Annotated in this window: 13 protein-coding genes and 1 pseudogene; 7 read left to right on the top strand and 7 right to left on the bottom strand. The window is 40.6% G+C overall.

Going from position 1 to position 13,572, the window contains the following annotated elements:
* Positions 1-109: 109 nt before the first annotated feature.
* Together MKI79_RS05890 and MKI79_RS05895 are read right to left on the bottom strand one after the other, a co-directional pair.
* Positions 110-925, bottom strand: coding sequence for an RES family NAD+ phosphorylase (locus MKI79_RS05890; RefSeq protein WP_241571123.1), 816 nt, complete (start codon positions 923-925; stop codon positions 110-112).
* Positions 922-1,293 carry an XRE family transcriptional regulator gene (locus MKI79_RS05895; protein WP_241571124.1) on the bottom strand — a complete coding sequence of 124 codons (372 nt, stop codon included), beginning with the start codon at positions 1,291-1,293 and terminating at the stop codon, positions 922-924. Before MKI79_RS05895 ends, MKI79_RS05890 begins: the two co-directional genes overlap by 4 nt.
* A 220-nt stretch (positions 1,294-1,513) precedes the next feature.
* Between MKI79_RS05895 and MKI79_RS05900 the strand changes: the two genes are divergently transcribed.
* Together MKI79_RS05900 and MKI79_RS05905 are read left to right on the top strand one after the other, a co-directional pair.
* Positions 1,514-2,131 (top strand): DUF4112 domain-containing protein, encoded by a 618-nt coding sequence (locus MKI79_RS05900; RefSeq protein ID WP_241571125.1) that lies wholly within the window; start codon positions 1,514-1,516, stop codon positions 2,129-2,131.
* Positions 2,132-2,214: 83 nt separating this feature from the next.
* On the top strand, positions 2,215-2,595 hold the full coding sequence (locus MKI79_RS05905; RefSeq protein WP_241571126.1) for a VOC family protein: 381 nt from the start codon (positions 2,215-2,217) through the stop codon (positions 2,593-2,595).
* Positions 2,596-2,667: 72 nt separating this feature from the next.
* Here MKI79_RS05905 and htpX read toward each other — a convergent pair whose 3' ends face one another.
* Positions 2,668-3,567, bottom strand: coding sequence for a protease HtpX (htpX, locus tag MKI79_RS05910; RefSeq protein ID WP_241571127.1), 900 nt, complete (start codon positions 3,565-3,567; stop codon positions 2,668-2,670).
* Between the two features lie 206 nt (positions 3,568-3,773).
* Positions 3,774-4,613: a lytic transglycosylase domain-containing protein gene (locus MKI79_RS05915; RefSeq protein WP_241571128.1), complete on the bottom strand. Its 840-nt coding sequence runs from the start codon at positions 4,611-4,613 to the stop codon at positions 3,774-3,776.
* Between the two features lie 779 nt (positions 4,614-5,392).
* Here MKI79_RS05915 and ttcA point away from each other — a divergent pair.
* The 3 genes from ttcA to proB all read left to right on the top strand — a co-directional run bounded on the left by ttcA (position 5,393) and on the right by proB (position 9,082).
* Positions 5,393-6,415 carry a tRNA 2-thiocytidine(32) synthetase TtcA gene (gene ttcA, locus MKI79_RS05920; protein WP_407651578.1) on the top strand — a complete coding sequence of 341 codons (1,023 nt, stop codon included), beginning with the start codon at positions 5,393-5,395 and terminating at the stop codon, positions 6,413-6,415.
* 185 nt (positions 6,416-6,600) lie between these two features.
* The gene (gene cgtA, locus MKI79_RS05925; RefSeq protein ID WP_241571129.1) at positions 6,601-7,812 is read left to right on the top strand and encodes an Obg family GTPase CgtA; all 1,212 of its coding nucleotides are present in this window, start codon (positions 6,601-6,603) and stop codon (positions 7,810-7,812) included.
* 136 nt (positions 7,813-7,948) lie between these two features.
* Positions 7,949-9,082: a glutamate 5-kinase gene (proB, locus tag MKI79_RS05930; protein ID WP_241571130.1), complete on the top strand. Its 1,134-nt coding sequence runs from the start codon at positions 7,949-7,951 to the stop codon at positions 9,080-9,082.
* A gap of 81 nt (positions 9,083-9,163) precedes the next feature.
* Here proB and MKI79_RS05935 read toward each other — a convergent pair.
* From MKI79_RS05935 to MKI79_RS05945, 3 genes and pseudogenes are all read right to left on the bottom strand, one after another.
* Positions 9,164-10,034, bottom strand: a pseudogene (locus MKI79_RS05935) (alpha/beta hydrolase family protein).
* A 203-nt stretch (positions 10,035-10,237) separates the two neighbouring features.
* Positions 10,238-10,786: a DUF2058 domain-containing protein gene (locus tag MKI79_RS05940; RefSeq protein WP_241571131.1), complete on the bottom strand. Its 549-nt coding sequence runs from the start codon at positions 10,784-10,786 to the stop codon at positions 10,238-10,240.
* A gap of 49 nt (positions 10,787-10,835) precedes the next feature.
* Complete coding sequence (locus MKI79_RS05945; RefSeq protein WP_241571171.1) at positions 10,836-11,504, bottom strand: YoaK family protein; 669 nt, start codon at positions 11,502-11,504, stop codon at positions 10,836-10,838.
* Positions 11,505-11,705: 201 nt separating this feature from the next.
* Between MKI79_RS05945 and MKI79_RS05950 the strand changes: the two genes are divergently transcribed.
* Together MKI79_RS05950 and MKI79_RS05955 are read left to right on the top strand one after the other, a co-directional pair.
* Positions 11,706-12,455 (top strand): hypothetical protein, encoded by a 750-nt coding sequence (locus MKI79_RS05950; RefSeq protein ID WP_241571132.1) that lies wholly within the window; start codon positions 11,706-11,708, stop codon positions 12,453-12,455.
* 47 nt (positions 12,456-12,502) lie between these two features.
* A complete protein-coding gene (locus tag MKI79_RS05955) occupies positions 12,503-13,525 on the top strand; it encodes a 2-hydroxyacid dehydrogenase (RefSeq protein WP_241571133.1) in 1,023 nt (340 codons plus the stop codon).
* Positions 13,526-13,572: the final 47 nt, after the last annotated feature.

The following is a 13,572-nucleotide window of genomic DNA, read 5'->3' on the forward strand; positions in this document are numbered from 1 at the left end:
AATGATTAAGTATCATTTTTTCATTTCGCAAGGCGAGCAGCTCTTTTGCAAGTTAAATACAATCGAAGATCATAATCCAAAAATGCTTTGGTTTCGACCAAAGCATTTTTTATGCAGGCATCGGCAAAACGCCATCTAATAAAAACTGATCCAATGGAAACCGAATCAATTCTGAGCTCTCCACCGCTTTAAAAATAATCTCATCCACAGACATATCACAAAACCATTGTTGGCGTTCTTTGGGTTGATTGGTACAAAATGAATCGGCGGTAAATAACCCGACACAAATGCCTTTTCTAATGTTGAGTTTTTTATCCTGACTTTTTTCTTGATTTTGAGTTGTGCGAGCAGAACAATATTCAAAGACTTCGACTTGTTGACTACGCATCACCGTGCCTAAAGTCTGCGCAAAACTGTAATTCGATGGATGCCGAAGTACATCATAATATTGATGAAATGGCGCAGATTGTAGTTTCACGCCTTTTTGCGTTTTATAATCCACCGAAAATAAAGTGTGTACCGAACGCATGATTGGTTTTGGTGGTGGTGCTTGCATCGAGTGCCAAAAAATAAAACGATAATACGCCGACTCCACCAAAGTCACTTCGACACTACATCCACCATAAAAAATACTCGGCTCAAAAGTCCGCCCAAAGCGTGAGCCCCATTTTAAAGGTGGATAACGAAAAGGGGATTTTAGCAGATAATGCAGATGCGCCATATTTTCAGGATAGGGCGGTTTGACTGCATCGAGCATCTCTTCTAAAAGGGCTTGTTCCTCTAAGGTATCGAGCAACTGTCGTGTAGCGATTTGCTCTTGGCTTTCAACGAGGCGATACAGCGTTCCGTGAATCGGTCGAATCACCTTTTCCCAATCAATGGATTTCCATTGATCAGGGTCTTGACCAGTTAATGCTGAGGTCATATTTTGCCTCGAAGCCCATCAATGAAATTCAACACAGATACCAAGCCTTGAATACTTTCCATTTGCACAATTGGTACACCGCCAGTGACTCGATTCGGTGAATTGAGGAAATGACGCATCCATTCTTCATCGCCGTTAGTGAGCGCATACAAGGCACGTGATACACGAATTAATAATAGTGCTAACTCGCCTTGCTTTGTACTTGGCTCAAGCTCAGGTTTGCTTTTTAAACGGCTAATCGCAGTACGATGTACCCCGAGAATGGCAGCAAGCTGAGATTGTTTTAGCCCAAGTTGATCGGCAGCATTGAGCACGGCTTTGGCTAAGACGACTTTTTGTTCTACAGATTGTTTCACTAAAGCAGTCATAAAATCACCTACGCATGACGATAAATGTTGTTTATGCACAGATTATAGTTCAAATGTGTGTATTTCACAAATTCGTATGTTCTAAATTGTGTTGAATTCGACATTAGTTTTTGTTATATCAAATATTGAGATTTGACCACTGACTCAAATAACTTTACTTGAAAGTAGATATGTTTTTCGGCTAACGTGCGTTATAGATAGAAAATTTTAGAGAACCCTCGTGACTGAAAATAATCAACAATTTAATCAGCAACTTGAACCTCAAAACTCAGGAAAAAAGCTGACGCGACAGCAAGCCATCACTGTTGAGCGTGATTTGGCAAAGTTCGCCAATACCATGGACAGCTTGGTACGTATTCCATTCAGTAAGCAGGGTGTTGGTGCAGATGCAGCGTTAAGCACTGTGCCATTTGCAGGAGATATTGTCGGTTTTATTTTGACTTTATATGCGTTCCGAAAGGCTAAACAAGTCGGTGTACCAAATCATAAATTACGAGGTGTGGTTCAGCTTGCAATCGTCGATATGATTGTTGGTTTTGTACCGATCGTTGGGACTTTATTTGATATTTTTATTCGCCCAAGTCGTAAAGCTTTAGACATCGTGCATCAACATATTCGTGATGAATATCAGGTCAATAGCGATATTCACGTGGTGCATCCATTTCTACATGAGTCTTTGGAGAAGAAACAACAGACTTCTGTATTTTGGCGCAATCCTGTGGTGAGTTGGATTTGGCTACGTATCCCAGATATTCTCGGTATTTTATTTATCATTGCATTTATTGGGTTGATGTTTGTAGGTGGGCGTTGGATTATGCAAATGATTCAAGGTGCATAACTCATTTGAATTATTTTAGTCATCAATTTTAAAGCACTAATTTTAAAGCATTAATTTTAAAAGATTGTGGGAAAACATCGGTCATGACAAATTATATCGCTGCAAATTTACCTGCGATCGACTTTGCACAAACCATCGCATTTTACCAACAGCTTGGTTTTGCAGTGCATTTTCAATCTGATCAATGGCTGATTCTGCAAAATGATCAATCCGTTGATGGTACTTTGGAAATTGAATTCTTTCCTTATCCAAACTTAGATTCAAAACAATCCTATTTTAGTGCTTCGGTGTGGGTACAAGACTTAGATACTTTAAACACTTTATATACGTCGTGGTCTACATTGGATTGGTCAAATTTTGCAGATCCTACACGGATTACAGAAATAGAGCAGATGGGACAGTTACACATTTTTAACGTGATAGATGTCAATGGCAGTTTACTGCGCTGTATGTCTTTATCGTGAATTATAGTTAAAAATTATCAGCCAATAAAAAAACGCCTCATCAGAGGCGTTTTTCACAAGATGAATTGTGCATTATTGAATTTGTAGCTTTTGCAAAGCTTCAACACGTTTTTCAATGCTTGGATGCGAATGAAACAATGCAGCAAAGCTAAAGCCTTGTTGTTGTCCTTCGGCAATGGCAAGCGCCTGCATTTCTTTCGGCATTTGATCAGGCAAGTTTTGTTCATCACGTAGACGAAGTAAAGCGTTGATCATGTTTTGTTTACCTGCAAGACGTGCACCTGCTTCATCAGCACGGTATTCACGATAGCGAGAGAACCACATCACGATCGCAGAAGCTAAGATACCAAATACGATGTCTAATACGATAGTAATGGCAAAATAGCTAAGTCCTGGTGCTTCACCGTCTTCACGACCAAATACAGCACGATCAACAAAGTCACCAACGATACGTGCAAAGAACATCACAAAAGCGTTCACTACACCTTGAATGAGCGATAAAGTCACCATATCGCCATTGGCAACGTGACCGATCTCATGTGCAAGTACGGCGCGGACTTCATCCGCAGACATACGCTCAAGTAGCCCAGAAGATACCGCAACTAAGGCATCATTCTTATTCCAACCTGTTGCAAAGGCATTCGACTGTGTTGAATAGAAGATACCTACTTCAGGCATTTTAATCCCTGAACGCTGCGCCAACTCGGCAACGGTGCTAAGTAACCATTGTTCTGCTTGGTTGCTTGGAGATTCAATGATTTGTGTACCAGTGGTTTTTTTGGCAATCCACTTCGACATAAATAGAGACACAAAAGAGCCTGCCATACCAAATACAAGACAGAACACTAAAAGATTCGTAAGATTTAAACCGCCCGCACCGTGATAGCTACCAACGCCTAATAACGATAAAATTAGACCAGCGACAACGAGTACCGCGAGGTTGGTAAGCAAAAACAAACCAATCCGCATCATGGACTTTTTCCTCAAAATAATAATAGATAATGTGCGACTGAAAAATTCACGTCACATCAGTGATTGAATATATCACTAAAATGTTATGGGGCAATTAAAAATGATTTCAAGCGGTGTAACTAAACATAACACAATAATATTTTGCCATTTATCGCTATAGAAGTAGTTATTGTGGCAAATATTTAAGTATAACGGTTGCTTAATCTTTAATCGCTAATGGTGATGCTTGATGAGCTGTAAGCGTTCTCATTGGCAAAAGTACGGCGAGAAGAGCGATCAGTGAAGTTACCATCACTGAGTGCAATGATTTCGCGGCGTGGCAGGTCTGTCGAGCTTGGTGTATAGTTTTTCGAAGTAGCGACAACTTTGACTGCATTGTCAGTGTTGCTACTATTTAAGCTTAAACCTGATGAATATAGGTTTTGATAACGACTCATGACACGACGAACATAATCTTGCGTTTCGCGAAATGGTGGAATACCACTGTATTTATCAACATTGCCTTCGCCCGCATTGTATGCAGCAAGTACTAATGAGGTGTCACCTTTAAAACGCTTTAACAGCCAACTGAGATATTTCACACCACCGTAGATGTTCTGTGTTGGATCATAGGCATTGGATACATTAAAGCGTCTTGCAGTTGCAGGCATGAGTTGCATCAAACCTTGCGCACCGACAGGTGAGCGAGCATTGACATTAAAGCTCGACTCGGTGTGCATGATGGCTTTAATCAAGCCTTCTGATACGCCATATTGCTGTGCGGCGCTGCGAATAATCGCATCGTACGCATCTTTTGATTTGCTAAAACTTGGTAAAACAGAAGACTCTGAACTTCCCCAATTGTTGTAAGCATGCACATTGGTATCTTTGTAATAAGTGACTTTTTCTTGACGGTAGCCAGTAGTGCTAACTTTTTTATTGGTGAGTAATGCAGAACCCGAGGTATCACGATAGACGTACAAATTCCCTGCTTGAGTAATACTCGGCAGTAGACTTGCTAGGCAACTTGTTATCAAAAGAACTCGTGTGCTCGTGATCCATCGCATATTGTTATCTTCAACTTTTTGCTATAACGCTTATCTTTATCGTACTTATATCCTGAATTGTAACTATTTCGAATCATAAAATTATATTTCGACCAATCACAACAATGAAGCGATTTTACTGGCTAATCGACATTCTAGTTACACAAAGGAATATAAATATCATAACCCCAAAGCAGTGTAGCAAAAAAATAGCAAAAGGTAATACATATTAACAAAGTCATTTTTAATTGGTTAAAAAATATACACATCATGTTGATCTTCGAAATGTTGGAAAACTATTTAAGAAAAATTTAAAAAAAAACACTTGCAAAGGGTAACTTATTGATAATAAATAAATAAAATAGATGGTTAAAAAATAAACAATTTAGAGCAATCCCTTAAATTTGCTCACTCAACAGATGTCAAGTCGTTAGATATCCATAAAGTTATCCACAGATTTTGGGGAAAACGTGAAAAACGGTTACACATCAAGCGATTTGACGAAATAAGAACAATTTTTATTCAGATTACACTGTAATGACAGCTTGATGAATTTCTCAATAATTGATGTCAGTGAGGACACATTTTTGCGCAAAATTGTTCAAAAATTTTCAGTTGAAAATTCCTAGCTTCCAACTTCTTTAGTTTTTTCTTCTTTTCTTGGAATTTCGTGTGCGAAGTCTTGGGTATTGGCTTGTAAATACGTTAGAATAGCCGACTTTGTTTAAAAAATTACGGATTTTCTCGTGTCTAGTAACGCATCTCAAGACGCTGTGTTAAATATTTTTAGCCCAGAGCAAATGACTCCATCGCCAACTTCATCGGATGCTGTGTTTAAAACAGTCGATGCGATGCAAACGACTTTGTCTGATGATGCGCAAGACGAGCAGGATGATGATTTTGATGCAGATGATTTTCAAGATGAGAATTTTCAAGAAGACGATTTTCAAGGTTTTCAACCTGATTTACCGACCAGCGCAGCCTATTACAAATTATTAAAAAAATTACGCCGTCAGGTGGGTCATGCCATTCGTGATTTCAATATGATTGAAGATGGCGACAAGGTCATGGTCTGTATTTCTGGTGGGAAAGACAGCTACACCTTATTGGATATTATGTTGCAGTTTAAACGTATTGCACCGATCAACTTCGATGTGGTGGCAGTCAACTTAGATCAAAAACAGCCTAACTTCCCAGAAGACGTTTTGCCAAAGTATTTAGAAGAAAATAAGATTCCCTATTATATTTTGGAAAAAGATACTTACAGCATTACTAAACGCTTAACCCCTGAGGGTAAAACTTACTGTGCAGTGTGTTCACGTTTACGTCGTGGTTCGTTGTATGGTTTTGCGCAAGAGATTGGCGCAACCAAAGTGGCGCTCGGTCATCATCGTGATGATATTTTGGCGACTTTTTTCTTAAATCTGTTTCATGGTGGAAGTCTAAAGGCGATGCCTCCAAAGCTTTTGTCTACGGACAAGAAAAATATCCTGATTCGTCCGCTTGCTTATGTGGAAGAAAAAGACATTATCAAATATGCAGAAATGCGTCAGTTCCCAATTATTCCATGTAATCTCTGTGGTTCGCAGGAAAATCTACAGCGTGCCATTATCAATGACATGCTTCGAGATTGGGATAAGGCGCATCCAAAACGCTTGCACAGTATTTTTGGTGCACTGCAAAATGTGTCGCCGTCACAGCTCGCTGATCGTGAATTGTTTGATTTTGAAGTCTTAGATTCTCAACGTGAGTTTGATCTCAAAGATCCTGAAGAGATGAAGAATCGTTTGGATGTGGTGAATTTAAGTCTGTCTGCGGACTAAGTATTTTAGGCTGATTTAAAGATTGGACTAAAAATTGAACTTTAGTTAGACCGATTTTATTTTTATGTGATTGTTTTTTAACATCACTTTTGGTTTTTTATTTATTTAATATTGGCTCTGTCACAGGTTACGCTAGTCAATCTGTGGCATAATAAGCCGTTTTATTCATGTCGAGGTTGGTGCGCATGCGCTTTGTAGATGAAGCAGTCATTACAGTAGAAGCAGGTGATGGCGGTAATGGTGTTGCCAGTTTTCGCCGTGAAAAATTTGTACCTTTTGGTGGTCCAGATGGTGGTGATGGTGGTCGTGGCGGCAGTGTCTATCTGCAAGCCGATGATGACACCAGTACTTTAGTCGATTTCCGCTATACACGTCGTTTTCGTGCTGAGCGTGGCAAGAATGGCTCTGGTGCAAACTGTTCAGGTCGTGGTGGTGAAGATGTGATCTTAAAAGTCCCTGTTGGCACGACCATTGTCGATATGGACAGTGGCGATATCATTGGTGACTTAGTTGCAGATGGTCAGCGTGTCATGGTTGCCTCTGGTGGTGACGGCGGTTTGGGTAATACTCATTTTAAATCATCGACTAACCGTGCACCTCGCCAATGTACACACGGTCAAAAAGGTGAGTCACGTGAAGTACGCCTTGAACTCAAAGTATTGGCGGATGTTGGTTTGCTAGGTATGCCAAACGCAGGGAAATCAACTTTTATTCGTTCGGTGAGTGCGGCGAAACCTAAAGTTGCAGATTATCCATTTACCACGATGGTGCCGAATCTTGGCGTGGTCGATGTGGATCGTCACCGTTCATTCGTGATGGCTGATATTCCTGGATTGATCGAAGGTGCAGCGGATGGTGCAGGGCTTGGGATTCGATTCCTCAAGCATTTGGCACGTACTCGAATTTTATTACACATCGTTGATGTACAGCCGATCGATGGCTCAGATCCTGTGCATAATGCTCGTGCGATTTTGGCTGAGCTTGAGAAATTTTCACCGACTTTGGCGCAGTTGCCAATCGTTTTGGTGTTAAACAAACTTGATCAACTTGCTGAAGATACCCGTGATGAGTGGTGTCAGCACATTCTCAAAGAATTGCAGTGGGAAGGCGCAGTATTCCAAACCTCTGGACTGTTGGATCAAGGCACAAAGGAAGTGGTATATCACTTGATGGGGCAGATCGAAGAGCAAAAAATGCTTGAGAATGATGACCCTGAATATGCAGCAGAAGCCAAAGCATTCCGTGAACAGTTAGAAGAAGAAACGCGTGAGCAAACGCTCGCTGCCAAAGAAGCCTATCGTGCCAAACGTAAGGCACAACGTGAAGGCAATGAAGTGGATGAGGATGACGAGGACGAAGATGACGGCGATATGGAAGTAGTCTATGTCCGTGATTAATCGACGCTGTATCAAGATGAGCTAAGGCATCATCAAGCTTTTGTCGTCATCAAATAAATTACGTACAAATAAAGTTAGGCTGAATAAGCAGTTTAGACAGGTTTTGGAGTAAGAGAAGGAAGTAAGTTAAATCATCATGATTGAAGTATTCGAAGATAAGCGTGTATTAACAGACTGCAATCGTATTGTCGTTAAAATTGGTTCAGCACTCCTCACTGCGAATGGTGAGGGGCTTGATCTTGAAGCGATTTCACATTGGGCAGAACAACTGGCACAGTTGCATTTTCAAGGGCATGAAATTTTATTGGTGTCCTCAGGTGCCGTTGCAGAAGGTATGGTGCGCATGCAGTTGCCTGCACGACCAACCGATCTACCAGGTTTGCAAGCGTGTGCTGCGATTGGTCAAATGGGCTTGGTACAGGCTTGGTCGAGTGTGTTTGAAGAGCATAGTATTCGCTCTGCACAGATTTTGATTACGCATGATGACTTGGCAGACCGCCGTCGTTATCTTAACTCATGTGATGCCTTACAAAATCTTGTAGATTGGCGTGTGATTCCTGTGATTAATGAGAATGATACCGTTGCGACCAATGAAATCCGTTTCGGTGATAATGATACGCTTGCAGCGATGGTTGCGGCGCAAGTCCAAGCTGATGCGTTGATCATTTTGACCGATCAAAATGGGATGTATGATGCCGATCCTCGAAGCAACCCTAATGCCAAACTGATGCATACTGTGCGTGCACTCGATGAAGAGCTGTTCGAGATGGCAGGTGGTGGCGGTGTGCTTGGACGTGGTGGAATGGTCACCAAAGTTCGTGCTGCACGTTTGGCAGCCAAGTCTGGTTGCCCAACCATCATTGCCAATGGTGACAGTGAAAATGTCTTGCATCGTCTAATGAAAGGTGAAGTACTTGGGACATTATTTACCTCAGATAATGACCGTATCACAGCGCATCAACAATGGCTTGCAGCGCATCTGCAAATGGCAGGTCGTCTGATTTTGGATGATGGCGCAGTCAAAGCGATTAAAGAAGAAAAGCGTAGTTTATTGCCTGTTGGTGTACAGGAGGTAGAGGGACACTTTGATCGTGGTGACGTGGTTGAGTGTGTTGATTTGCAAGGCATTCGTATTGCAGTTGGACGGGTAAACTTTAGCTCTCGTTCGGCATCGCTGATCAAAGGCTTAACTTCTGATAAAGTAGTACAAGTGCTTGGTCAAGTACGCTCGCTGGAAATGATCCATCGTAATCATATGGCGATTTATTGATTTAATTTTTTAAAATCAGATCGTTAAATAAAAAAGCTGAAATTAAATATTTCAGCTTTTTTATTAGAAATTACAAATTCCTCAAGCCGCTTTAAGCTGATCAGCGATCACTGTCCAAAGTTGTTGATGTGATGGCTTAAACATTTCCATATGCCCGATACTGCGTAAACCATATGCTTTCGGTGCTAAAGTCACGATTTGAGAAGGGCTATTTGGAAAGGTGCGTAATAAATCTTTGACATTATGCAACGTGGCAATCTCATCATCTGTGGCATGGATCGCAGTGATTGGACTATGAATCTCTGCATGGAAATCCTCAAAGACAGTTTTTCCAATCGCATTGATGGCATAACCACCTTTAGAGCAATATTCACACCATTCTTGACCTACACCTTTTGGTAGGTTTTCACCCATTCCAACTGCTTTTGCAGACGCATAACCTTTAAATAAGGTTGAAACAGGAAAAACGATTTTTAACATAATAGGCGCCAAGTATTTAGATTTTCCATTTAAACCTTTCAGGCTTCCAGATGATCCTGCAATGGCGACGACATTTTTTACTTTGGCATGATTCGGTGCAAGTCCAAGTAACTGACCGCCTGCACTGTGACCAATCAGATGGATTTGCGCAGAATTGGTTTTATCAGTAAGGAAGTCAATTGCAGACACCAAATCCAATTTTCCCCATTGATGAATAAAGGCTTTTCGATTTGGAAACTGGCTCATACAGCGAGTCGCCAATACCACGAAAGTCAAACGTCATGACATCGTAGCCTTGCTCAGTCAACCATTTAGCAAAGGCTTGATAGAAACCTTGCTTAATCCCAGTCGCTGAACCAATAAGTATTGGTAATTGTGTTGAGTCTTGTTGTTTTGGAGCATGCTGTTTTGGGAAGAAGCGACCTTGCAATACATAACCGTCAGCGCAAGTAAATTGGACTTTTTCGAACATGGGTCTATCCGTACATCAGTTTGAATGATTTATTTTTAGCATAGGCAATTTTGCTTCGAAATAAATATACATAACTTTGCAGTCACTATTTATTTAAAACTGTCTTTAGGGTGCAGGGTATCTCAGAAAATCGTGTGGCTAATGTCTTGGATCATCACATTGGATGGCTACATCCGACCACCACATCAAATCATCGCAACAGATCACCACATCAGATCATCAGGAATCACATAGTCTGCATATGGATCTTCTTCATCGGTAGTTTGATCTTGTTGCTGTTGTTGTAGTCCGATGATGTAACCCGTCATTTTCGCTTCGATGCGTTCCGCCAATGCTTGTGGGATCAGTGCATACTGAGTCGGTTGTGGTGTGGTGATTTTGGCAACGACTAGGCTTCCAGAAACGATGGCGTTATACACTTGCTGATTGACATAGATTTTTTTGATCTTCGTTTCGTCAATGAATTGATAGCCAATTTCACCATCGATTTCTTTGATTTGATATTGCTTAATCATTTGGATGATATTTGCCATCAAGCTTTTTTGCTCAAGCTGTTGTTGCTTTTCTTGGTTTAAGGCGTGGTCTTTGGCTTGCTTATCTGACTTTGCTTTGGCAAGTTCAGCTTGTAGTTGTTGCTGGTCATTTTGACCTGTTTTTTTGGCATGTTGATTTTGCTTATTGGTCTTTTTGGCTTGTTTTGCATCGACTAAACCTGCTTTGAGTAGTTGAGCTTGTAAGGCATTTTTGACCATGAAAATCTCCAAATTGATTGTAAAAAATGACTAAATGCCATTTATATATTTAAGCTGAATTTTGCTTCCAATAGTGTAGCCAATAAATCAGGCTAAGCACAGCAGAACACAGTGCAGGAATCAAAAAAGCATGATAATTGAAATAATGAAAGCTGATCGTTGCAATCAAACCGCCAAATAAAAAGCCTAGTAATATCGCTAAATGTAAAATCACACGACGTTTTTCCACCTGTAAGCCACGCAAAAAGTAGCCCAGTGCTAAGCCCAAATCGGTCAAAATACCAGAGAGGTGCGTGGTGCGAATAATTGCACCTTGATAATGGCTGACCATCGCATTTTGCATACCCATCGCCACCGTCGCCCAAAGCAGTGCATAACGTGGAAAGTACGGCGTAAATAGCCAACATAGCACAATAAAAATCGCCACGAGAACCAACGGAATACCATAACGCTGACTCAAGCTAAATTGTGCATTGCCAAGAATATAACCACTATAAAATGCACCAAGTACAAAACTGATCAGCACGGAAACTAAGAAAAAAACCTGTGAAAAATCATGTTGCCAAAGATGAATAGCAAGCAAGCTGATATTGCCTGTCATATGTGAAATAGACTGATGCAATACCATGAGCAAGCCAAGCACATTGACCATACCTGCATTGCACGCAAGTATGAACATGGCAAACTGGATCCAACGTGGTAAATGCTGTAATGGCATCATGACTAGCCAAAATGAAATAATGAAAATGATTGTAGCGCATTCATCTATACGATTGCATTTAGAATAAAGTCTTATATTTCATTATCTAACCATTAGAAATGTCATTGATAGATCATTACGACAATCAAGAAATTTACTGCTACAATGCAATAGATTCCAAATTTCCATTTTAATTTCTGAATTTCGATCTTTTCAACTATGTCTGCACGTGCGCAATTGATTCTGAAGCAACTTGGCATTTCATCTTGGGTGGGACGAGCGTCTGCGACTGATATTATTGCCAATCAAATGCTATGGCGTGATCAGAGCGATGATCAGGGTGTTGAAAATAAAAAGCTATCTTTCACTGATCAGACGATTCGTATTGATGTAGAAAAAAAGAATTCAGAAAAAAGTTTAGAGCAAAAACAAGAAGCAAACCATAATCAAATTACAGCGCAAGTTATTGTAGAAGATTCAGAACATAAGCACGCTTTTGTTAAAGAAGAAATTACCGATACTGAAAATGATCAAAACCAAATACTTCATGAGATCAAGCCGATCGACGCTGAAGCAGTGCAGGCAACGATTCATTTTGATTATCAAGTGTTGATTCATGAGTCATTTTTGATCTTTGCGCACGCAGAAAATTCTGCACAACATCGACTGCTACAAAATATCCAAAAAGCCTGTCTGATTCGTCAGTCTGCGCTTCATCTTTCATGGCCTTTAAATATTGCAAGTTGGCAATTGGGTGATGCGCATCTTCAAGATTATTTGCGAGGTTTTCTGCAAAGCTATGCTGTGCCTAATATTCTGATTTTAGGGGAGATTGATTTTGAATTTCCTCAATTCAATCAACAATCCATCAAGCTTGAGCAACATGCAACACTTGCTGAAATGTTAGAAAATGGCGATGCAAAGCGTAAACTATGGCGTTCGATACAAAGTCTAATGGGTACAGAATAATTGCTGTGTTATTTTAAAAATCATTTTAAAAAAAATCTCATTCCACAATGACTGATCTTCATATTGCACCTGAGCTCACCACTGAAACTGAACATTTATCACAAAAAAATCATGAGAAGAAAAAAGTCGTGATCTTTAGTCAGGTTTTTCCTGAATTTGAAGAAAAGCTCAGACAAGACTTCGACGTCATCAAAATCAATCCAAAACTCGGCGATGTAAATCAACAAATCCGTGAAGCGGTAACTAATGCACACGGCATGATCGGCGCAGGGCGATTACTCGGAAAAGAGCAACTCAAAACCGCACAGCATCTTGAGATCGTATCCAGTGTTAGTGTTGGCTATGACAACTACGATGTGGATTATTTGAAATCACGACAGATTCAGCTAGCACATACGCCACACGTGTTGACCGAAACCACAGCAGATACAGCTTTTGCATTATTGATGAGTGCGGCTCGGCGCATTCCCGAGCTTGATCAATGGACAAGACAAGGGCAGTGGCAACATACCGTGTCGGCAGGTCAGTTTGGTATGGATATTCACGGCAAGACATTGGGAATCATTGGTTTAGGACATATCGGTTCGGCGATCGCTCGACGTGGTTATTACGGCTTTAACATGAATATTAAATATCATGGTCGCCGTGAAAAGCTCGAAACCGCACAGCAGTTTCAAGCAGAATATTTAAGCCTTGAAGAATTATTGACGAGTTCTGACTTTATCGTTGTTGCGGTCGATCTCAATGCACAGACTAAGCATTTACTTGGTCAAGCTGAATTTGCCTTGATGAAATCCACTTCGGTTTTGGTCAATATCTCTCGTGGTGCGGTGATTGATGAAGAAGCACTCATTGAAGCCTTACAAAATCAACAAATCTTTGGCGCAGGGCTTGATGTCTTTGCTCAAGAGCCTTTACAAAGTTCAAAATTATTTGAATTAAATAATGTGGTGGTGACACCGCATATCGGTTCTGCAACCGAAGCAACACGATATGCGATGAATAAATTGGCGTATGAAAATCTTGTTTTAGCGTTAAATGGTCAGAAACCGAAGTATAGCGTGGTCTGATCTTTTCAAATGAGTCACTAAAACATATATCATTCTAAGGCAAAAAA

The sequence above is a fragment of the Acinetobacter sedimenti genome (assembly GCF_022601685.1).
GTDB classification, from domain to species: Bacteria; Pseudomonadota; Gammaproteobacteria; order Pseudomonadales; family Moraxellaceae; genus Acinetobacter; species Acinetobacter sedimenti.

Bases quoted from the DNA above. Each gene is read 5' to 3' on its own strand.
- MKI79_RS05890 (WP_241571123.1), bottom strand. From the start codon at position 925: ATGACCTCAGCATTAACTGGTCAAGACCCTGATCAATGGAAATCCATT.
- MKI79_RS05895 (WP_241571124.1), bottom strand. From the start codon at position 1,293: ATGACTGCTTTAGTGAAACAATCTGTAGAACAAAAAGTCGTCTTAGCC.
- MKI79_RS05905 (WP_241571126.1), top strand. From the start codon at position 2,215: ATGACAAATTATATCGCTGCAAATTTACCTGCGATCGACTTTGCACAA.
- htpX (WP_241571127.1), bottom strand. From the start codon at position 3,567: ATGATGCGGATTGGTTTGTTTTTGCTTACCAACCTCGCGGTACTCGTT.
- MKI79_RS05915 (WP_241571128.1), bottom strand. From the start codon at position 4,613: ATGCGATGGATCACGAGCACACGAGTTCTTTTGATAACAAGTTGCCTA.
- ttcA (WP_407651578.1), top strand. From the start codon at position 5,393: ATGACTCCATCGCCAACTTCATCGGATGCTGTGTTTAAAACAGTCGAT.
- cgtA (WP_241571129.1), top strand. From the start codon at position 6,601: ATGCGCTTTGTAGATGAAGCAGTCATTACAGTAGAAGCAGGTGATGGC.
- proB (WP_241571130.1), top strand. From the start codon at position 7,949: ATGATTGAAGTATTCGAAGATAAGCGTGTATTAACAGACTGCAATCGT.
- MKI79_RS05940 (WP_241571131.1), bottom strand. From the start codon at position 10,786: ATGGTCAAAAATGCCTTACAAGCTCAACTACTCAAAGCAGGTTTAGTC.
- MKI79_RS05945 (WP_241571171.1), bottom strand. From the start codon at position 11,504: ATGCCATTACAGCATTTACCACGTTGGATCCAGTTTGCCATGTTCATA.
- MKI79_RS05950 (WP_241571132.1), top strand. From the start codon at position 11,706: ATGTCTGCACGTGCGCAATTGATTCTGAAGCAACTTGGCATTTCATCT.
- MKI79_RS05955 (WP_241571133.1), top strand. From the start codon at position 12,503: ATGACTGATCTTCATATTGCACCTGAGCTCACCACTGAAACTGAACAT.